We start from the raw sequence: 19,835 nt of genomic DNA on the forward strand, positions 1-19,835 counted from the left end.
TGCATGCATTGAGCCCGAACCGGATAACCGCACAATTCGTAGCGGCGCAATTTATTGCGCAATCTGTGAATGGGCAGCAAAGGTCAACACAACGCGATAAATCGCGCCGCTACTAATCTGTGCATGCATTGAGTTCGCACCCGATAACCGCACAATTCGTAGCGGCGCAATTTATTGCGCAATGTGTGAATGGGCAATGTGTTGAGCAAAATCAGATCCATCCATTAATAAAAAAACTTTTCCAAGACCCAGCCTAATGTTCGCTTAATCTTCACCAGTGAAAATGCCCTCAACCTAAGAGGAATTTTTCCATGAAATCGATGTTGTCCCGCCCTTTTAGCGAATATGCCGCCCTTGCGGTTAGCACATTCGCCGTGGTGAGTTTTCTTGCCATCTGGTTCGCCGCCTAAAACGCCACGCTGTGGCGTTTTTTTATTCCTGTTGTTGATCAACTGTTTGGCGGGCCTCACGCCATTCCGCAAAAACTTGACGTCCACGCATCGCCAGATGACAAATTTGTCATCTTCCCCTTTCCTTTCTGTTCGGTGAGCTTCGATAAACTGGCACAAATAAGATTATCGCTCTGAGGCATCATGGCACTTAAACACAAGGGCACGCTGTTGCTCATCACTGGCTTATTACTCGGCAGCGCAAGCTGGTACTTCTGGCCGCGCCAACAGGCCGATGCCGCGGTGAAACCCGCCAATGCGCCCGCGCTGGTGAGTATGATCAGCGCCAGCGTTAAACCGCTGCCGATCACTCTAACCACCCAAGGCCACGTGGTGGCGCTGAATCAGGTGGATATCCAGGCACAAATCACCGGCACAGTGAAAAGCGTAGATTTTCACGAAGGTGATTTTGTCAAAGCCGGGCAGCCGCTGTTCACGCTAGACAGCGCCAGCCAACAAGCGGCTTACGATCACGCGGTCGCCACCGTCGGTGAATCCAAAGCCATGTTGGTTAAGGCACAAAGCGATCTGCAACGTGGTCGCGCGCTCAAAGCAAAAAACTACATTTCAATGTCTGATTGGGACACCTTGCTGAGCAACGTGCAGCAGTATCAGGCGCAATATCAAGCCGCCCAACAAGATGTGGCGACCGCCCGCGTTAATCTCGGCTACACGCACATTGTCGCGCCGGTCAGCGGCAAAACCGGTGCGCTCAACGTTCATCCCGGCAGTCTGGTGCAACCTGGCAGCACCTTACCGCTGGTTTCGGTGATGCAGTTTGATCCGATTGGCGTCTCTTTCACGCTGCCTGAGCAAGATCTCAAATCGGTACTGGCGGCGCAGTCGAAAGGTTCGGTTACCGTTTGGGTGGAAAATGCCAGCGGTACGCCGACCGCCGGCAAGCTGGACTTTATCGATAACAGCGTCAGTACCGCCAGTGGCACCATCAATCTTAAAGCCCATTTCAGCAACAAACAGAGTTTGCTGTGGCCAGGTCTGTTCCAGAACGTAAAAGTGGATGCCGGCGTCACGCCGGATGCGGTGGTGTTGCCGCCACAAGCGGTACAGAACGGGCCGGATGGGCATTTTGTTTATGTGATCGACCAGCATAATCAGGCCACGGTCAAACCGGTCACGCTGCTGCGCGTGCAACAGCAATTAGCGGTGATCACCGGCATTTCGGAAGGAACGCAGGTGGTGAATGAAGGCGCGAACAATTTGCGTCCGGGTATGACGGTGCAAATCGCCAGCAATCAACATCAGGCGGTGGCGCATCCATGAAACTTTCAGAACTCTGTTTGCAACGCCCGATTGCCGTGCTGTTGCTATGGATCGCTATCATGGTGGCGGGTTTTGTCTGCTGGCGTAATTTGCCGGTTGCCGCGCTGCCTACTTTTGATACGCCAACCATTAAAGTAAATGCCTCACTTTCCGGCGCCAGTCCGGAAACCATGGCGTCATCAGTTGCTACGCCGCTCGAGAAAAATCTGGCGACGATTGCTGGCGTCAACATGATGACCTCGACCAACCTCGAAGGCGCGACCACCATCGTGCTGGAGTTTGATCCGTCAGTGAACATCGATTCGGCTTCAGTCGATGTGCAGGCAGCGCTGTATCAGTCGCTGAAGAAATTGCCATCGCAGATGACCACCCCGCCAACCTTCAAAAAGGTTAACCCCGCCGATGCGCCCATTGCGCAAATCAGCCTCGATTCGCCGTCGATGACCTTATCCGATCTCAACCGCTTTTCCGATGATCTGATTTCGCCCGCGTTGTCGATGGTGAAAGGCGTGGCGGAAGTCACGGTAATTGGTCAGAAACGTTATGCGGTGCGTGTTGAAGTCGATCCGGCCAAGCTCGCCGCCACGGATATGACGCTGGAAGAACTGCACACCGCGTTGAAAGCCGCCAACGACAACTCGCCAGTCGGTGAGCTGGATGGCAAGCGGCAGATGATGATGCTGCAAACCAGTGGCGATCTGCGCAATGCCGATGATTTTAAAAACGTGGTGATTGCCACACGCAACGGGCAACCGGTGCGGTTAACCGATGTGGCCGATGTGCAGGACAGCATTGAAAATACCTTGAGCCACAGCGCGGTGAACAATCACACCGCGATCGTGCTGAGCATCACACGCCAACCTGGTGCCAATTTGGTCGCCACACTCGACACCATCAAACAGCTGATGCCAAAGTTGCAGCAGCAGATGCCCTCATCGGTACATATGCAGTTGCTCAACGACCGTTCTATTTCGGTGCGCAACGCGATTCACGACGTCAACCTCACCCTGTTGCTGACTATCGCCTTGGTGATCATGGTGATTTTGCTGTTCCTGCGCCACGTGCGTGCCACCGCGATTCCAGCGCTCAGCGTGCCGATTTCGCTGCTGGGCGCTTTTGGCCTGATGTACGCCTTTGGCCTAAGTCTCGATAACATTTCGTTGATGGGGCTAACCATCGCCGTCGGCTTGGTGGTCGATGACGCCATCGTGGTGTTGGAAAACATCATGCGCTACATCGAACAGGGCGAAGAACCGAAAAAAGCCGCGCTGAAAGGGGTAAAAGAGGTCGGCTTCACGGTGATTTCGATTTCCCTGTCGCTGGTCGCGGTGTTTATCCCGATCTTCTTTATGCCCGGCACCATGGGTTTGCTGTTCCACGAATTTGCCTGGGTTGTTTCGCTGGCGATTTTGGTGTCAGCTGCCGCGTCTTTGACCATCATTCCACTGTTAGTGCCGATGTTGTTCCGCCATCACGCTGGGCACGACAAGCCAGAACCGGCGTGGAGCCAGCTGTTTGAACGGATGTTTGAAAGCCTGCGCCTGCGCTATGCGCACGGCTTAAATTGGGCAGTCGATCACCGCACCGTGACGCTTTCCGTGGCGGCATTAACCGTGGCGTTGACTGCCTGGCTGTATGTCAGCGCACCGAAAGGTTTCTTCCCGCAGGAAGATATCGGTCAGGTAACAGCCAATATCGATACGCCGCAGGATATGTCGTATGACGCGCGTAAAGATGTGGCATTCAAGCTGGGCAACACGCTACTTAGCGATCCGGCGGTGCAAACGCTGGTGACCAAAGTGGATCACGACACCACACAGTTGAATATCACGCTGAGAGATCAAACCCAACGTCCGGCGATGGCGCAGGTACTGCAAAAAATGCGCGCCGAAACCGGCTATTTGCCTGGCATCAAAGTCTATTACAGTCCGGTGCAGAACTTTAAAGTTGGCGGCCGCTCGGCGAAAAGCACCTATCAATACACGCTGCAATCCGTCAGCAGTAGCGCAGGTCTCAGCCTGAATGACTATGCTAATCAATTGATGGCGGAAATGAACAAAAGCGGCGTGTTCGTGGGGGTTAACAGCGATGCACAGCTGAACGGCTTGCAAGCGCAGCTGACGATCGATCGCAATAAAGCCTCGTTGCTGGGCGTCGATGTCGATCAAATCAGAAGTAATCTTTACGCGGCTTTCGGTACGTTGCAGGCGTCCACCATTTACGCGCCGGAGGATAGCTACGAGGTGATCATGGAAGTGAAGCAGCCATTCCGCCAGAACGAAAGCGATCTGTCGCAAATCTATGTGCGATCCTCAACCAATGCCCTGCTGCCGCTCTCTACCTTCACGCACATTAGCCGCGTGCAAGGCGTCACCGCCGTCAACCATCAGGGACAACTCCCAGCGATTACTTTGTCGTTTGATTTAGCACCGGGTAAATCGTTGTCCGATGCGACGCAAGCGATCACGCAGGCTGAAAACAACATCAACTTGCCATCGACTGTGTTTGGCACTTACGCCGGACAAGCGGCGCTGTTCCAGCAGTCGCAAAGCAGCCAAATCTGGCTGATTGTGCTGGCATTGGCGGTGATCTACGTGATTCTGGGCATGCTGTATGAGAGCTGGATTCATCCGATCACTATTTTGCTCGGCTTACCTTCGGCGGCGGTCGGCGCGCTGCTCTCGCTGCGCATCATGCAGTTGGATCTCACCTTTATTGCGATGATTGGTATCTTGCTGCTGATCGGTATCGTGAAAAAGAACGCCATCATGATGATTGATTTCGCCCTGTCGGCGCAGCGCGATCAAGGACTCAGCGCACACGACGCGATTATTCAGGCCTGTTTGCAGCGTTTCCGTCCAATCATGATGACCACCTTGTGCGCCATTATGGGGGCATTACCGATTGCCTGCGGCTGGGGCGCGGGCGCAGAACTGCGTCAACCGATGGGCGTGGCGGTGGTTGGCGGCCTGATCTTCTCGCAGTTCATTACGCTATTTATTACCCCTGTGCTCTATTTACTGTTTGAGCGCACAGGCTCGCGTTTAGACGCACTGACCCACGCGGTGGAAGAATCATGAGATTGCTATTAGTTGAAGACCAAAATATGGCGGCGGATTACATCGCCAAAGGCTTGCGCGAAAATGATTTTGTGGTGGACGTTGCCGCCAACGGCATTGATGGCCTGCATTTATTACTGACGCACGATTACGATCTGGCGATTCTCGATGTGATGCTGCCCGGCATGAATGGCTGGAAACTGCTGGAACTGGCGCGTCAGGCTGGCCGCTCAACGCCGGTGATGTTTTTGACCGCGCGCGATGACGTGGACGATCGCGTTAAAGGGCTAGAATTGGGCGCAGAAGATTATCTGATCAAACCGTTTTCCTTCAGTGAATTATTGGCACGCGCGCGGGTGATTCTGCGCCGTCAAACCAGCAATGTGCAGGCGGTAAGCGACGAATCACAACTGCAAATCGGCGGACTGGTGCTGGATGTGGTGAAGCATAAAGTCACCCGTGATGGCACACGTATCGAGTTGACGCAAAAAGAGTTCCTGCTGCTGAGCCTGTTGATGCGCCGCAGCGGCGAAGTGCTGTCACGTACGGTAATTGCCGAGCAAGTGTGGGATATGAATTTCGATCCTGAAACCAACGTGATTGATGTCGCCATCCGTCGCTTACGCGGCAAAATTGATGATAACTACGCCACAAAGCTGCTGCACACCATTCGCGGTGCCGGTTATGTACTGGAAGAAAAAGAGCATGTTGATACCCCGTAACGTCCCGATCACCCTACGTTTAACCTTGTTCTTTTCGGTAGCGATGGCAGTGGTGCTGTATAGCGTGTCCGGCTTGTTGTATCAGACCTTACGCGATCAACTGAACACCAAAGATGTCAATGAGTTGCGCAGTACGCTGCAATTTCAGCAAGAGATCGCCACCACCATCAGCGAACGTCAGGGGCCGCAAGAGCAGTGGCAAAAGGAGCTGTTTGAATTTATTGCCGAGCAGGATCGCCTGTCGCTGCGCATTATTAGTCCGGAGGGCAAAATCTGGTCGCAATCAAAAAACATGCGCGTGCCAGTGGCCGATTATCCCGCGCCCACCGCCAATTTTAACTATTCCAGCTGGAAGCATCACGATGGCGAACTGCATGAAAAATACCTGATTACTGCCACCACCTTTACTTTGAAAGGACATGAACAGTGGTCGGTGCAGGCCGCGCTGAATGTGTCACGCAATAATGAAATCATCGAAAATTATTGGGCGCGCATGCAAATCGCGGCGGCGTTGGCGATCCTGGTATTTGCAGCCGGCGGATATTGGCTGGCGCGGCGCGGTTTGCGTCCATTGCGGGTGATGAGCCAGCAAATAGAGCAAATTAATGTTGAGGAGCTGCACACGCGTTTGGCCTCCGAACGTTGGCCGTCAGAACTCATTATCCTGGCGCGATCTTTTGACAATATGCTGACGCGTCTCGAAGCCTCATTTGATCAACTGACGCGTTTCTCATCCGATTTAGCCCATGAACTGCGCGGGCCGATTAATAATTTAATTTCCGCCGCCAGCGTGACGTTAAATCAGCAGCGCGCCAACGCCGAATATCAGGAAACGCTGGAAGCGATTGTCGAGGAAGGCGAACGTCTTTCCCGCACCATCTCTTCAATGCTGTTCCTGGCGCGTGCCGATAATAGCCGTGAGCCATTGAAGAAAGAGACATTAAATAGCGAAGTGGAATTCCGCCGTTTAATCAGCTTCTACGGCATTCTGGCGGAAGAGAAAAATATCACCTTAACCCAACGTGGCACGCTGACTTTTTCCGCCGATCCGCTGCATTTCCAACGCGCCTTAGCCAATTTATTAGCCAATGCGCTGCATTACACACCTGCGGGCGGACATATTTCATTGCAGTCGCAGCGCGATAATCATGGGCTGCATTTTAGCGTGATTGATGATGGCGAAGGCATCGCGCCGGAACATCTTCCGCATCTGTTCGAGCGTTTTTACCGCGCAGACGAATCACGCAGCAGCAACGAAAATACCGGTTTGGGTTTAGCCATCGTCAAAACTATTGCTGAACTGCACGGTGGAAAAGTCAGTGTAAAAAGCACGCCAGGCAAAGGCAGCACCTTTACCCTTTCATTGCCGGATACCTTGAGTCTGTCAAAATTGTAATCTGCATGTTTAAAGCGGGTCACTGCGGGCGAGAGATAATAACGCCATCAACACAAACGGTGTTGTTTTAACCCCGAGGTGACCTATGAAACATAAACTGATGGTAATTGTTTTAGCCGCTTTATCATTACTGGCCGTGACGCAGGTTGAGGCAAATAGTGGCGTCGAGCGTACCGCAAATACCTGGCTGCTGACGCCAGCGAGTTGGACACATAACCGCAATCAAATCGAAGAGAATTATCCGTTCGACCTGCATGAGAGCAAGATCAATAACGGCGATGGCGATCAGGCGCGTCATTACAATAACGGCAGCAATCAGCATCCGTTAAGCGATCAATCAGTTTCATCGCCGGTGTATCAGCAGAAGCAATAATGTTAAATCGGTCGCCATAAATGGCGACCTTACTTCCCTTCCGTTGTATCCATAAATTCCCCAATCTCTCGCCAAACGCTACAATTTGCACTGTCTTAATTCGTTCGAGTATTCAGCACATGCGCAAAACCGATCACCTTGGCGGCATTACCGCTTTTGTTACTACCGCTCAACACGGCAGCTTCACGGCAGCGGCGGAACGTTTAGGTTTGACCAAATCGGCAGTGGCGAAAAGCGTGGCGCGACTCGAAGCCCGGTTAGGGCTGCAACTGTTTCAGCGCTCAACCCGCCGCCTGAGTCTAACGCCCGACGGCGAGCGGTTTCTGGAAAGCAGCCAGCATGCGATTGAAATTCTTGAGCAAGCCGAAGCCGAACTCACCTCACATATCGTTGAGCCTGCAGGCAGATTGCGAATCGATCTGCCGGCGGCATTTGGCCGGCAACGCATCCTTCCCCATTTGCTAAACGTTCTGCGTCATCACCCTAATCTCGCCATCACCGTCACCTTCAGTGAACGCTTTGTCGATCCGATTGAGGAAGGCATCGATCTGGTGGTGCGCATTGGTGAACTGGCGGACAGCAGTGGCTTAGTGGCGCGTCGCTTGACCACGCAAAAACTGGTGATCTGTGCTTCGCCCGACTATCTCCAGCTACATGGCGTACCGCAACAACCCGCCGATATCAGCCAACATCACTGCATTGTCGGACTGCGCCGTAATCAGCCGAAAAACTGGTTGTTGAAAAATCCAGACGCCGAGATTACCCGCTTGATTCCCCCTGCAACCCATGAATTTGCCGATGGTGATGCCATGCTCGCGGCGGTGCGCGCCGGTTGTGGGCTTTCGCAATTGCCGCGCTGGTTAGTGGGAGAGGATCTGGCGAATGGGAAACTGCAAGAAGTGCTGAACGAGCATGCCGGAGCCGAAATGCCCGTCAGCGCTTTGTGGCCGAAAAGTCGTCAGTTGCTGCCTAAAATCCGCTATATCGTCGATATATTGGTGAAGGCAGCTGAAGACGGTTTATTAGATTAACAGTTAGTTTTGCTTGAGCGGGTTACAGGCAACACTAGCGGGATTGTCTGCGCGCTGCTTAATCACGATGCTAATAAAGGCCAGCAGTGCAAAGATAATGCTGCTGAACACCACTGAATGGGTGCCAAACTGCGCGATAAACCAGCCGCCGACCAGAGAACCCACGGTGATGCCGAGGTTGGAAAACGACATATATAAGCTGTTGGCAAATTCAGGTGCCTGGCTGGCTTCTCGCATCAACCAGGTTTGGCTGATCACCAGTCCTGAAGAGTGGAACGCGCCCCAAAAAACCGTTAACAGGCACATCGCCAGCACTGAACTTCCCACCAGCCAAATCAGCAGCAAGACAAACGCGAACAGCAGTGGATAGAGATACGTGGTTTTCACCACACTCTTTTGCAGGAAGCTACTGAAGACAAAATTGCCGATGAAACCACAAATACCAAACAGCAGCAGCATGGCGCTGATGTCGTTGTTATCCATCTGAGTGATGCGCGCGAGATAGTCCGCGACGTAGCTAAAGCTGGAGAACATCGCGGCAAAAATCATCGTGACCGTGACGATGGTTAACCACAGTTTGCCGTTACGTAACACGCGTAGCTGGCTGACGTAAGAGACCTTCTGCGTGGCGGGCATCGACGGCACAAACAGCAGGATGCCGATAAAGGCGACCAGACAAGCCGCTGCCGCAAACCAGAACGCCACCGCCAATGAGAAATGTTCGGCCAGCAAGGTATTCAGCGGCACGCCCAGCACTAAACCGACGGCGACGCCGGCAAAGATTTTGGCCGCGGCACCGGCAGATTTTTCTTTCGGCACCGAGTTGCTGGCGACCACTAACGCAACGGAAAAGAACACCGCATGCATCAACGCTGGCAAGATACGGAACGCCAACATCATGTTAAACACATCGGTGGTGGCGTAAATCAGGTTTGAAACCACAAATACCAACAGGATTGCCAACAACACGGTCTTTTTGTTTACGCCAGACAACAGCAGCGTAATAAACGGGCCGGTTACCGCCACAATCAGCGCGTAGATGCTGACCAAAAATCCGACCTGCGTGGCGGTAACATGCAGTTGTGAAACCAGTTTTGGCAGCAAGCCAATAATGCCAATTTCCGTGGTGATGACGCCAAAAACGGCGACAGAAAGCGTCAATAACAGCAGTGAACCTTTGTTTTGCATCGTACTACCTATAAGAATAAGCCTGTTTTGGATAGCGCTATTCTTAAGGAGTTAGCTCAACTCGGAAATATCACTCTACGCGCATCTTTGACGACATAAATTCGTCAATCGCCGGTAAAACCTCCGCGCAGCCAATACACCGACGGCATGCTGAGATACAGCGCCAGCATAATCGAGACAAACACATCACCCGGCCAGTGCATGCCCAATGCCAGGCGGCTGATAATAACGCCAGCGGCCCACAGCACAATCACAGTGGAAAGCAGCCATTTTCCGCGCGCCAGCAGTAAGCTCACCGCCATTAATGCCCATGTTGCGGCGAAAATGGTATGTCCTGATGGGAACGCAGGATCGGTTTGCGCCAGCCAATGCTGCTGCTGCCAGGCGGGAATCGCGCCGTTGCTGGCTAAATCCCGTTTAATCAGCTGTTGCCGCTGCGCGACATCAAGTTGGTAAAAGTGCTGATCGGCTTGGCGATCAGTTTGGCTCAGCCACACCACATAAGGGCGCGGTTCCTGGTTGTGTTGCTTGATCACATTAATCGCCAACTGACCAATAATCACCGGTAACAGCAACGCCAAGGCAAATTTCCCCCACTGAATACGCGGGATGCCGAGCGAATAAAACATCATTATCAGCAACACCAATGACGTTATATAACCAAAAGGTCGGCTGACGGTTTGCGTAAATAAATAAAATCCCCACAACAATGACGATTGTGCATTGGCATGCCATTGCCAATGTAATACCCACGCCAGCAACGGGATGCAAAATAACATCCCACTGATGAGTAAAAGTAAAAATAGCGGTTTGCGCAACAGTTGCATGCATATAACCCGCATCAGCTTTTGACATTCGAACGTTTCAATGAACCAAAGAGCCAATCATTCAATCGATAAAGCTTGCCAAATAGCGGATCGAATATATTTTCTGACTTTTTCACCATCCAGCCACAGAAGGTTGCCACTAATAGCGAACCTAAAATATCGCCAGGGAAGTGCACACCTAAATAGACACGTCCCCAACCAATAAACAGCGCCAATAACAACAAACTCATGCCAGCAACGTTTTTTTTGCTGAAGATAAAACTGATGGCAATGGCGCAGGCCAGCGTCATGTGGTCGCTGGGGAACGAGGAGTCGGCGGCATGGCTAATAAAGGTATGGCCGATCGGCACCATAAATGGCCGCGGATGCGTGAAGAAATGGGCAATCACCATGTTCGCGCTTAACGCCAACAGCGATGCCAGTAACGCCTGAAGTGCGATTTTCTGCTTGGTGTTATTGAAGCTGAACCAATAAATCAGCAGCATCAGCGGATAGAGAAAGATCAATCCGGAAGCACACAGATTGCCGAAGCCCAATAATAAATGTGATGCGTGTGCCGGGGCATTGATCAACAGAAACAATGTATCGTTAATATTTTCCGCAGTTTCAGACGTTAAAAACATATTCCTCTCCTTGTAAACTTAAATATGTGGCAGTGAAAGTTGAACGTTCAAACCTGATGACGTTTGTTTGGCTGAACTGAGTTTCACCCGCCCTTTCATGCGCGCCATCATGGCGCCGACAATGGATAATCCCAGGCCAGAACCAATAACGTCGCTGCCTTCAATGCGATAAAAGGCATCAAATACCCGCTCTCTTTTATCGGGCGGAATACCGGGGCCAGAGTCCTCAACTTCAATCGAGACCCAACCTTGATGATCATGCAGCGAAATATCTATTTTTCCGTGTACCGGCGTATATTGAATCGCGTTGTGAATGATGTTGCGCAATACCGTATACAGCTCAGAAGGACGAACAGAAACTAACGTATTGCTTTCGCCGACCACGCCGATATCCTGCGATTTCTCTTCCGCTAAAGGATGTAAATCTGAAATCACCTGTTTGATCACCGCAAATACCGCAATATTCTCCGGCGGTGGCAATTTGATATTTTCGCCACTTTGCGCCCGGCTCAGGCTTAATAATTGCTCGACCAGCGCCGCCATGCGTTTCATGCCTTCACGCAATACGCCGAGGCTGTTGCGGCTGGCTGGCGGCAAATCACCGGCCTCTAAGCGAGCGGTTTGCAGCAGCAACGCCGTCAGTGGCGAGCGCAATTCGTGTGCGGCGTCCGCCACAAATCGCCGCTGCAATTCCACCGATTCCGCCGAGCGCTTTAATAAACGATTGATCGCATTGACGAAGGGCGTGATTTCGCGCGGCAAGGATTCACTGTTAATCGCCGCATTTAAGCCATCACTTTGCGCATCCACATCATCGGCCAACTGGCGAATGGGACGGAAAATCTTGCGCACAAAATCGGCGACCAAATACAGCAGCACTGGAAACAGAATGAAGAATGGCACCAGAGTGCGCAGCGCCGAGGATAACGCCACGCTTTCACGCACCGAGGCGCGCTGCGCAACCGCGACGCGAATGCCATCATGCACATCCTCAATCAACACCCGATAAGCGTGCCGATTGATCTTTAGCGTGTGAAAACCCGTGTCTAAGTTGGCCGGTAACGCAAAGTGATCTGGCGTGGTTGCCAACGCCTGGCCTGCGGGCAGCAGAAAATGCACCACCACGCGTGACGCTTCTTCATCGTGCAGCGGCGGGCTGACAAAATTGTCGTTGCGCGGCGTGAGCATGCCATCTTTGGCGAGGCTGGCGATTTGCTGCAATGACGAATCCTGCAACTCATGCGCTTCATCCCAGGCAGAGAGAAAACCCAACACGCCGCTCAATAACGCAATGCCGCCCACCGCCATGCATAGCACGAACGACAGGCGCAGCTGCACCGACTCGTTCACTCGCCTTTTGAGACTTTCCATCCCACGCCTCGAATATTTTTAATCGCATCACTGCCCAGTTTTTTGCGCAGCGCATGGATGAAATACTCCACGGCGTTGCTTTCGATCTCCTCGCCCCAGCCGTAGATCTTTTCCTCCAGCTCGCTGCGTGAGAAAATCTGCCCCGGCTGCATCATCAGTGCGTGCAGCAAGGCATATTCGCGGCTGGATAACAGATGTTTTTGCTGGCGTTCGAGGTGCAGTACTTCACGCGTAGTGGGATTGAGTTCCAGCGTACCGTTGGTAAAAAGCGGCGTGGCGTTGCCCGCTTTGCGCCGCATCACCGCTCTGGCGCGCGCCAGTAACTCACTCATTTCGAAAGGTTTGAGCACGTAATCATCGGCACCGGAATCCAACCCTTGCAAGCGATCTTCCAACGCATCGCGCGCCGTGACGATCAGCAAAGGCACTTGATTACCGCGACGACGCAAATCGTTGAGCACTTCGAAACCATTACGCTGCGGTAATCCCAGATCCAGCAGCACCAGATCGTAATGGTGCGTTTCAATGCTGAGCAACGCTTGTGCACCATCGCGTACCCAATCCGCTGCATAGGCGGCATCTTTCAATGCTGCATGCACCGCGGCACCGATCATGCGGTCGTCTTCAACCAACAGCACTCTCACGGGCGCTCCTGCGGAATACGACTGTAAAAACTGGATGCGCCGATTAACGTCACCATGCCGACCAGGAAAATAATATTCACTGGTGTGGTGCCGTAACCCAACCCACCCTCTTTAATCGGCTGCGAGAACAGATCGGCTAACGCCGCGCCTAAAGGTCGGGTTAAGACATAAACCGTCCAGAAACACGCCACAGCGCTGAGCACGCGTAAGCGCCACAGGAAAGCGCTAATCGCAATTAACACCGCAAACAACAGCGAGGTGGATAAATATCCCAGCCCTAAACGTTCTGCGAGGGCATCGCCTAATGCGGTACCAAAGGCGAAGGTGATCATGATGGCGAGCCAATAATAGAGTTCACGGCTCACGGTATTGATTGCGGAGAATTCCAGCGTGCCTTCAGTGCGATGCCAGAACATTAAAACCATCACTAAAGCTGAACCAAACATCGCCACCGAATAGAGCAGCGGCACTTGCATTTGGTCGGTTAAATAATCGGTGATCAGCGTACCGGTAATACTGACTAATAAAACGGTTATCCAGTAAAGCCAGGAAATATAACGTGGTGACTTAAGCTGGAAAATAAGGACGATGAGGAATAAGCCCGCCGCGATGATTGAGGTATGGACCAGGCCAAAGCCCAGGCCAAAATTAATCCAGTCGGCTCCGGTTTCTCCCACCGTGGTCGACATCATTTTCAACACCCAAAACAGCAGCGTCGCTTGCGGGACCTTGGTTTTAAGGTCGGTTAAATGATCGGTCATGTTGGGATTCCCCGTCTGAGTATTGAACCCAGCATGACGAAGTAAACTTAAAGCTCCCTTAAATCGCGAAATTTTATCAGTGGAAAATGATGTGATTAATCGCGCCGCTACGCATCATGGCAAACCAAGACCTTGCCCCATATTAAATAAATCAATAAATTCAATTAATTAATCATTGGTTACAGATTTATGACTATGCTTAAGGTTCACTTAACCTTAGTTTCTTAAGCTTTCTCGCATCTTCACTCATACGGATGTTTTCATGACGTTTTCGCTGTCAAAAAGACCCACGTTAAGTCGGCTGGCTTTTATTGCCCTTTTTTCGGTTTATATTGCGGTTTTTCTCAACATAGCATTTTATCGCCAGGTTATTAGCGCCTTGCCGCTGGATAACCTGCGCAATATTTTGGTATTCCTTTCCATGCCATTAGTGGCATTTAGCGTCATCAATATTATTACTACGCTGGCCTCTTTTATCTGGCTCGACCGCTTAGTGATTGCGCTGTTTGTGCTGGTCTCTGCCTCGGCGCAATACTTTATCTGGAGCTTTGGCATTGTCATCGACCGTTCGATGATCACCAATGTGATGGATACCACGGCATCGGAATCAATGGCGTTAATGTCGCCAAAATTAATTGTCACACTGGTGATAAGCGGCCTGTTGGCTGCGCTATTAGCGTGGTGGATTCGCGTCAATAATGGCCCATCTTTCTGGAAAAGTGCCGCCAAACGCATTGCATCCATCGTGGTATCGGTGCTGTGTATTTCATTGGTAGCCATGTTCTTTTATAAAGATTACGCCTCGCTGTTCCGTAATCAAAAAGAACTGATTAAATCGCTTAGCCCGTCCAATTCCATTGTGGCGACCCTTTCCTGGTATAACCACAGCAAAACGGCGAATTTACCGCTGGTGCAAATTGGTCTGGATGCGCAGCAAAAACCCCAGATGTTGGCAGGCCCGAAGAAGAACCTGACCATTTTAGTGGTGGGTGAAACCACGCGTGCGGTGAATTTCCAGCTTAATGGTTATGAGCGTGAAACCACGCCACTGCTGGCAAAAGATGACGTCTCTTATTTCCCGAATACCCAATCGTGCGGTACCGCAACGGCGGTTTCATTGCCTTGCATGTTCTCGAATATGCCGCGCAGCAATTATGATGATTCACTGGCCAGCCATCAGGAAGGTCTACTGGATATTATCCAGCGCGCGGGCGTGCAGGTGTTGTGGAATGATAACGACGGCGGCTGTAAAGGTGCCTGCGATCGTGTGCCGCATCAGGATATGACCGCACTTAACCTGCCGGATATGTGCCACGAGGGCGAGTGTTATGACGAAGTGTTATTCCACGGCATCGAGGATTACATTAAAAATCTCAAAGGCAACGGTGTGATCGTTCTGCATACCATCGGCAGCCACGGTCCAACGTATTACAACCGTTATCCGCCGCAGTTTAAGAAATTCACGCCAACTTGTGATACCAATCAGATTCAGGATTGCTCGCAAGAACAACTGGTGAATACCTACGACAATACGATTTTGTATATCGATTACATCGTCGATAAAGCCATCAATGTGCTTAAGTCACATCAAGACCAATTCACCACCAGCCTGGTCTATCTTTCTGACCACGGCGAATCACTGGGTGAAAATGGCGCTTATCTGCACGGCATGCCGTATGCCATTGCGCCGTCGGAACAGAAACATGTGCCGATGCTGATTTGGCTGTCGCCGGATTATCAACAGCGCTATGGCGTGGATAAATCCTGCATCGATAAGAAAGCGGCACAGCAAGGTTTCTCGCAGGATAACTTGTTCTCTACCATGCTCGGCTTAACCGGTATTCAGACCCATGAATACAAGCCAGCTGATGATATTCTCACCGCGTGCCGGAGCGATCATTAATGAAAGCGCTGATCGTAGAAGATGATGAATTGCTGTTGCAGGGCTTAGTGATTGCCCTGGAAAGAAAAGGCTATATTTGCGACGCGGTTTCCACCGTGCGCATCGCCGAAGCCAGTTTGCAAAGTGGGCATTACAGCCTGATTATTCTGGATTTGGGTTTGCCTGACGACGACGGGATTAATTTTCTTCTGCGATTACGCCAAAACAAAATCAGCGTGCCGGTATTAATTCTTACCGCACGCGATAGCGTTAATGACCGAATTATCGGCTTGGATGCTGGGGCTGATGACTATTTGCTGAAGCCCTTCTCATTGGATGAACTATTAGCGCGCGTTCGCGCGCTGATTCGCCGTCATCTTAATGAAGGTGATGAGACGTTAAATGTCGGCGAGTTTTCGCTCAACATCAACAATAAGCAAATTTTCCTGGCGGGCAAAGCGCTGGAATTAACCCCGAAAGAGTATGCGATATTGTCGCGCTTGATGTTTAAAGCTGGGCAACCGGTACATCGCGAAGTGTTGTTTAACGATATTTATAATTGGTCCACCGAACCGGCCACCAATACCTTAGAAGTGCATATTCATAACCTGCGTGAAAAGATTGGCCGCTCCTTTATTAAGACCACACGCGGCTTTGGTTACACCTTAGTAGTGGATGAAGAGTAAACGTGCGATTTGGCGTGTTGATTTGTCTATAAGAAAAATTTAAGTAATAATGCCCTCCGCTGTCGAGCACATTCCAGGGAGGAATAGATGTCAGTTTTGCCTTATTATCTCGCGATTATTTTCATTCTCTGCATTGCCTTTATCTCTATTAGCTTGGTGCTCGACCTGTTTGATATGCGCTGCTGGATGCATCACACCACCGATTTCCTCGAACAAACATTAAAAAATTCACCAGAACCGTAGCGGCGCAATTTATTGCGTTGTGTTGACGTTTTAAATTCAACTGAACGCGATAAATCGCGCCGCTACGGAACGTGCAAAGGTTTGTGCCCTACGAAGCCGTTCCGCACCAACGCACCAGCGTCAACGCAATCGCCTTGGTGCACGCCACCAAATCGCTGATCGGCACATGTTCATTGGGTTGATGTGACATCGCCGGATCGCCGGGGCCGAAGTTCACCGTTGGCGTTTGACCGAGCGTACTCGGCAAGCCAATATCGCTGTGCGCACCGAATCCCGCCAGTTGCGGATTCAACGCCGCATCGCCCACGCCTTGCTGGAAAGTGGTGACAAAAGGATGATCGGCGGCGATTTCGGCGCAATCGGCATCCAGAATCCATTCAATTCGCGCTGGATGCTGCGCCAGATAGGGATCGAGCGCGCAAACCTTCGCCACATGCGCTTCAATCTCTTTTTTAACGTTGCCGCCCAAACCCATCTCATCTTTTTCGGCGGGCAAATATTGCACATCAATCACGATCTCGGCGCGACCGGCAATCGACGCGGGATGTTCACCCACTTTCAACTGCGTCACAATAATTTGATTCGGCATTTCCATCAGCGGATGATTTTTATTCGGTTGGGTTTGCCAGCGACGGTTGAGCACATCCAGGCCATCGAGCATTTGTCGACACAAAGTGACCGCATCCACCGGGCCGCTGCTGTCCCAACTGTTTGGCGTGAGTTCAGCGTGCCCGCCGATCCCATCGAGAATAATCCGTCCCCACAAAATGCCGTGGCAAATCGGTGAAATACGATTGGCCGTTGGTTCAGTCATGATGCCCGCATCGGCTTTAAAGCCGCGATCGACCATCGCCAGCGAACCCATGCCGCCAATCTCCTCATCGACCACGGTGGTGAACACCACATCGCCCGCCAGACGAATATTGAGATCCTGCAACAACTCAACTGCCATCAACATGCAGGCGACGCCGCCTTTCATATCGACTGCGCCACGGCCGTACACCGCCGCATTTTTAATTTCTGGTACGAACGGATCGCTGTGCCAGTGTTCCGGCGGCCCCGGCGGCACCACATCAATATGGCCAGTTAGCATCAGCGATTTTCCGCCGCCCGCGCCCGCTAAGGTGCCGCCCAGATTGGGACGTCCTTCAAAAGTGCGGCCTTTATTTGCGCCCGGTCGGCCCTGATATTTGTCGTACAGCGCCGGGCCATCGGGATCCCAAAGATCGGTTGTCATGCCCAGCGCTTCGAGGCGTTGTTGCAGATACCGTTGGCAATCACGCTCGCCCGGTCCAGCCTCACGCGGATCGGCCTTCACAATCGAGGGAAACGCCAGCAGGTCGCACAGTGTTTGTGCGATACGTTCGGCGCTGGCATCAACGTGCGCGCTGATTTGTTCGGTCAGATTCATGGTTATCTCCGATAGATGAAAAGTCGTTGTGCCATCAACACGATAATTAACAGAATACCCACCACGCCAAGTTGCCAGACGCTGTTCAGTCCCAACTGCAACATGCAGGTTTTGATGGTGACCAGCATCAGCGCCGCCGCTAATATGCCGATCACGCTGCCGCGCCCGCCAAAAATGGCGACGCCGCCGAGCAGAGCTGCGGTGAGAGATTCGAGTTCCAGATTGACGCCGATTTCTGGCCGCGCGCTGCCCAGCCAACTGAGAGAGACAAATCCAGCACAGCCCGCCAGCAATCCACTCAGGCAGTAAGCCAGCAAACGCAGTCGATCAACCGGAATGCCGACCAGCCGCGTGGCGTGTTCATTGAAGCCGCAGGCATAAATCCACTTGCCCCACGCGCTTTTGCTCAGAATCAGCCAGGCGATGAAGAAGGCCGGGATCACGCAGGTGAGAAACGGCAATGGGATCGCCAATTGCGCACCGCGTCCCCACTGGGTTAATTCCGCTGGCACCCCGGCAATCGCTGCGCCGCCGGTTAATGCCAGCGCCAGGCCGGAAAACAGATAGAAGCTGCCGAGCGTGACAATCAGCGGCCAAAGTCGTAACCGGGCGATCAGCAAGCCGTTGATCGCTCCCGCCAGCGTGCCGCTAAGTAAACACACCAACGGCAGCAGCGCCGGATTGAGTCCCTGATCGAGCGCCAGCATGCCGATCACCGCCGATAACGACACATTGCCGCCGACCGACAAATCAATGCCGCCACCGCCCGTCATCACCACCAGCGATTGGCCGAGTGCGACCAATGAAAGCAAGGTGGCGAATTGCAGAATCGAGGTGATCGACCAGCTTGCCAGCATCTGCGGCAGCACCAGCACGATACCCAGCGCCAGCAGCAGCCACAGTGCGATCAGTAGCGTGATATCCGGTGATTTGCGCCAGAAAGTCATGCCAACCTCCGGAAGGTGAACATGCGTCCGCTGGCCGCTTCACTGCTCAGGACAATCAACAGCACCGCGCCGGTGACCACGGTTTGCCACAGCGACGGAATCCCCACCAGCAGCAAACCGTTCTGCAAAATGCGCAGCAATAACACGCCGAGCAGCGTGCCCAACAAGCTGCACGAACCGCCGGTGATGCGTGTGCCGCCCAGCACCACCGCAGCAATCGCTTCCAGCGCTAAACTGCCGCCAACGGTCATTTCAACGTTGCGATAGGTGGCGATATAACAGGTGGCGGCGATGCCGCACAGCAAGCCGCTGACCATGAAGGTGGCGATGCGCACTTGTGTCACCGGAATGCCGGCCAGCCGCGCTTTCTCCTCTGAATTGCCCGCCGCCAGCAGCCACAATCCGTACGGCGTATGGCGCAACATCAACCACACAGCCGCCCACGCCAGCACGATGACCCACGCCATCAACGGCAATCCCAGCAGCGAATGCATTAATCCGCTGGTTAAACCGTCGGGCAAGCCGGAAAGCCACTGGCCGCCGAGCAAAGCGAACAAGCCGGTGCGCCACACGCCAAACAAACCGAGCGTGCCGACAATGGCCGGAATGCGGCCAATCACCACCACCAGCGCGGTGATCAGCCCTAACAACAATCCCAGCAGCGGACCGGCCAGCGCCGCCAGCCACGGTGATTGCGCCAGCAGCAGTTGCCCGACGCCCCACGCCGCCACGCCCATCACCACGCCAACCGACACATCGACGCCGCCCATCGCAATCACCAATGTCATGCCAAGTGCGATCAGCAGCAGTTCGCTGCTATTGCGCAGAATGGTTAGCAGGTTATCGAGCGTAGCGAACCACGGCGAAAACCACGCGAAACCGGCGCTGGCGAGCAGGGCAATCGCCAGCAAGGCGATCTCCCGTGAAGTCATCTGCATGCG

General features: G+C 52.6%; 19 protein-coding genes. 9 read left to right on the forward strand and 10 right to left on the reverse strand.

All coding sequences use genetic code 11. From position 1 onward, the window contains the following. Positions 1–593 precede the first annotated feature (593 nt). From ABDW13_RS00645 to ABDW13_RS00670, 6 genes are all read left to right on the forward strand, one after another. Entirely contained in the window at positions 594–1,730 is a 1,137-nt protein-coding gene (locus ABDW13_RS00645; RefSeq protein WP_343550438.1) for an efflux RND transporter periplasmic adaptor subunit, read from the forward strand. Next, a complete protein-coding gene (locus ABDW13_RS00650; protein ID WP_343550439.1) occupies positions 1,727–4,810 on the forward strand; it encodes an efflux RND transporter permease subunit in 3,084 nt (1,027 codons plus the stop codon). Before ABDW13_RS00645 ends, ABDW13_RS00650 begins: the two co-directional genes overlap by 4 nt. Beyond that, the gene (locus ABDW13_RS00655; protein WP_343550440.1) at positions 4,807–5,511 is read left to right on the forward strand and encodes a heavy metal response regulator transcription factor; all 705 of its coding nucleotides are present in this window, start codon (positions 4,807–4,809) and stop codon (positions 5,509–5,511) included. The genes ABDW13_RS00650 and ABDW13_RS00655 overlap by 4 nt, the downstream gene beginning before the upstream one ends. Next, the gene (locus tag ABDW13_RS00660) at positions 5,495–6,907 is read left to right on the forward strand and encodes a heavy metal sensor histidine kinase (RefSeq protein WP_343550441.1); all 1,413 of its coding nucleotides are present in this window, start codon (positions 5,495–5,497) and stop codon (positions 6,905–6,907) included. Before ABDW13_RS00655 ends, ABDW13_RS00660 begins: the two co-directional genes overlap by 17 nt. A gap of 85 nt (positions 6,908–6,992) precedes the next feature. Then, on the forward strand, positions 6,993–7,280 hold the full coding sequence (locus ABDW13_RS00665; protein ID WP_343550442.1) for a hypothetical protein: 288 nt from the start codon (positions 6,993–6,995) through the stop codon (positions 7,278–7,280). Between the two features lie 119 nt (positions 7,281–7,399). After that, a complete protein-coding gene (locus tag ABDW13_RS00670; protein ID WP_343550443.1) occupies positions 7,400–8,311 on the forward strand; it encodes a LysR family transcriptional regulator in 912 nt (303 codons plus the stop codon). A gap of 3 nt (positions 8,312–8,314) precedes the next feature. Here ABDW13_RS00670 and ABDW13_RS00675 read toward each other — a convergent pair whose 3' ends face one another. The 7 genes from ABDW13_RS00675 to ABDW13_RS00705 form a co-directional block, all read right to left on the reverse strand. Then, positions 8,315–9,499 carry an MFS transporter gene (locus ABDW13_RS00675; RefSeq protein WP_343550444.1) on the reverse strand — a complete coding sequence of 395 codons (1,185 nt, stop codon included), beginning with the start codon at positions 9,497–9,499 and terminating at the stop codon, positions 8,315–8,317. Between the two features lie 104 nt (positions 9,500–9,603). Beyond that, positions 9,604–10,080 (reverse strand): phosphatase PAP2 family protein, encoded by a 477-nt coding sequence (locus ABDW13_RS00680; RefSeq protein WP_343550445.1) that lies wholly within the window; start codon positions 10,078–10,080, stop codon positions 9,604–9,606. Next, positions 10,037–10,354 carry a hypothetical protein gene (locus ABDW13_RS00685; RefSeq protein WP_343550446.1) on the reverse strand — a complete coding sequence of 106 codons (318 nt, stop codon included), beginning with the start codon at positions 10,352–10,354 and terminating at the stop codon, positions 10,037–10,039. The genes ABDW13_RS00680 and ABDW13_RS00685 overlap by 44 nt, the downstream gene beginning before the upstream one ends. Further along, a complete protein-coding gene (locus ABDW13_RS00690) occupies positions 10,341–10,949 on the reverse strand; it encodes an undecaprenyl-diphosphatase (RefSeq protein WP_343550447.1) in 609 nt (202 codons plus the stop codon). The genes ABDW13_RS00685 and ABDW13_RS00690 overlap by 14 nt, the downstream gene beginning before the upstream one ends. Before the next feature lie 18 nt (positions 10,950–10,967). Beyond that, positions 10,968–12,320 (reverse strand): HAMP domain-containing sensor histidine kinase, encoded by a 1,353-nt coding sequence (locus ABDW13_RS00695; protein ID WP_343550448.1) that lies wholly within the window; start codon positions 12,318–12,320, stop codon positions 10,968–10,970. Next, complete coding sequence (locus ABDW13_RS00700; RefSeq protein WP_343550449.1) at positions 12,296–12,964, reverse strand: response regulator transcription factor; 669 nt, start codon at positions 12,962–12,964, stop codon at positions 12,296–12,298. Before ABDW13_RS00700 ends, ABDW13_RS00695 begins: the two co-directional genes overlap by 25 nt. Continuing rightward, on the reverse strand, positions 12,961–13,725 hold the full coding sequence (locus ABDW13_RS00705) for a hypothetical protein (protein WP_343550450.1): 765 nt from the start codon (positions 13,723–13,725) through the stop codon (positions 12,961–12,963). The genes ABDW13_RS00700 and ABDW13_RS00705 overlap by 4 nt, the downstream gene beginning before the upstream one ends. A 262-nt stretch (positions 13,726–13,987) precedes the next feature. Between ABDW13_RS00705 and eptA the strand changes: the two genes are divergently transcribed. The 3 genes from eptA (at position 13,988) to ABDW13_RS00720 (ending at position 16,536) form a co-directional block, all read left to right on the forward strand. Then, the gene (gene eptA, locus ABDW13_RS00710; protein WP_343550451.1) at positions 13,988–15,628 is read left to right on the forward strand and encodes a phosphoethanolamine transferase EptA; all 1,641 of its coding nucleotides are present in this window, start codon (positions 13,988–13,990) and stop codon (positions 15,626–15,628) included. Beyond that, on the forward strand, positions 15,628–16,293 hold the full coding sequence (gene pmrA / locus ABDW13_RS00715; RefSeq protein ID WP_343550452.1) for a two-component system response regulator PmrA: 666 nt from the start codon (positions 15,628–15,630) through the stop codon (positions 16,291–16,293). Before eptA ends, pmrA begins: the two co-directional genes overlap by 1 nt. A gap of 87 nt (positions 16,294–16,380) precedes the next feature. Next, positions 16,381–16,536 (forward strand): hypothetical protein, encoded by a 156-nt coding sequence (locus tag ABDW13_RS00720; protein ID WP_343550453.1) that lies wholly within the window; start codon positions 16,381–16,383, stop codon positions 16,534–16,536. Positions 16,537–16,624: 88 nt separating this feature from the next. On the opposite strand, the gene ABDW13_RS00725 is transcribed toward ABDW13_RS00720, so the two are convergent. From ABDW13_RS00725 to ABDW13_RS00735, 3 genes are read right to left on the reverse strand one after another with little or no spacing between them, the layout of a single operon-like run. Then, positions 16,625–17,947, reverse strand: a complete 1,323-nt coding sequence (locus ABDW13_RS00725; RefSeq protein WP_343550454.1) for an ArgE/DapE family deacylase — start codon at positions 17,945–17,947, stop codon at positions 16,625–16,627. Positions 17,948–17,949: 2 nt separating this feature from the next. Next, on the reverse strand, positions 17,950–18,894 hold the full coding sequence (locus ABDW13_RS00730; protein ID WP_343550455.1) for an ABC transporter permease: 945 nt from the start codon (positions 18,892–18,894) through the stop codon (positions 17,950–17,952). Next, a complete protein-coding gene (locus tag ABDW13_RS00735) occupies positions 18,891–19,832 on the reverse strand; it encodes an ABC transporter permease (RefSeq protein WP_343550456.1) in 942 nt (313 codons plus the stop codon). The genes ABDW13_RS00730 and ABDW13_RS00735 overlap by 4 nt, the downstream gene beginning before the upstream one ends. Positions 19,833–19,835 lie beyond the last annotated feature (3 nt).

The organism is Pantoea sp. (genome assembly GCF_039594315.1).
In the GTDB taxonomy this organism is placed as follows: Bacteria; Pseudomonadota; Gammaproteobacteria; order Enterobacterales; family Enterobacteriaceae; genus Pantoea.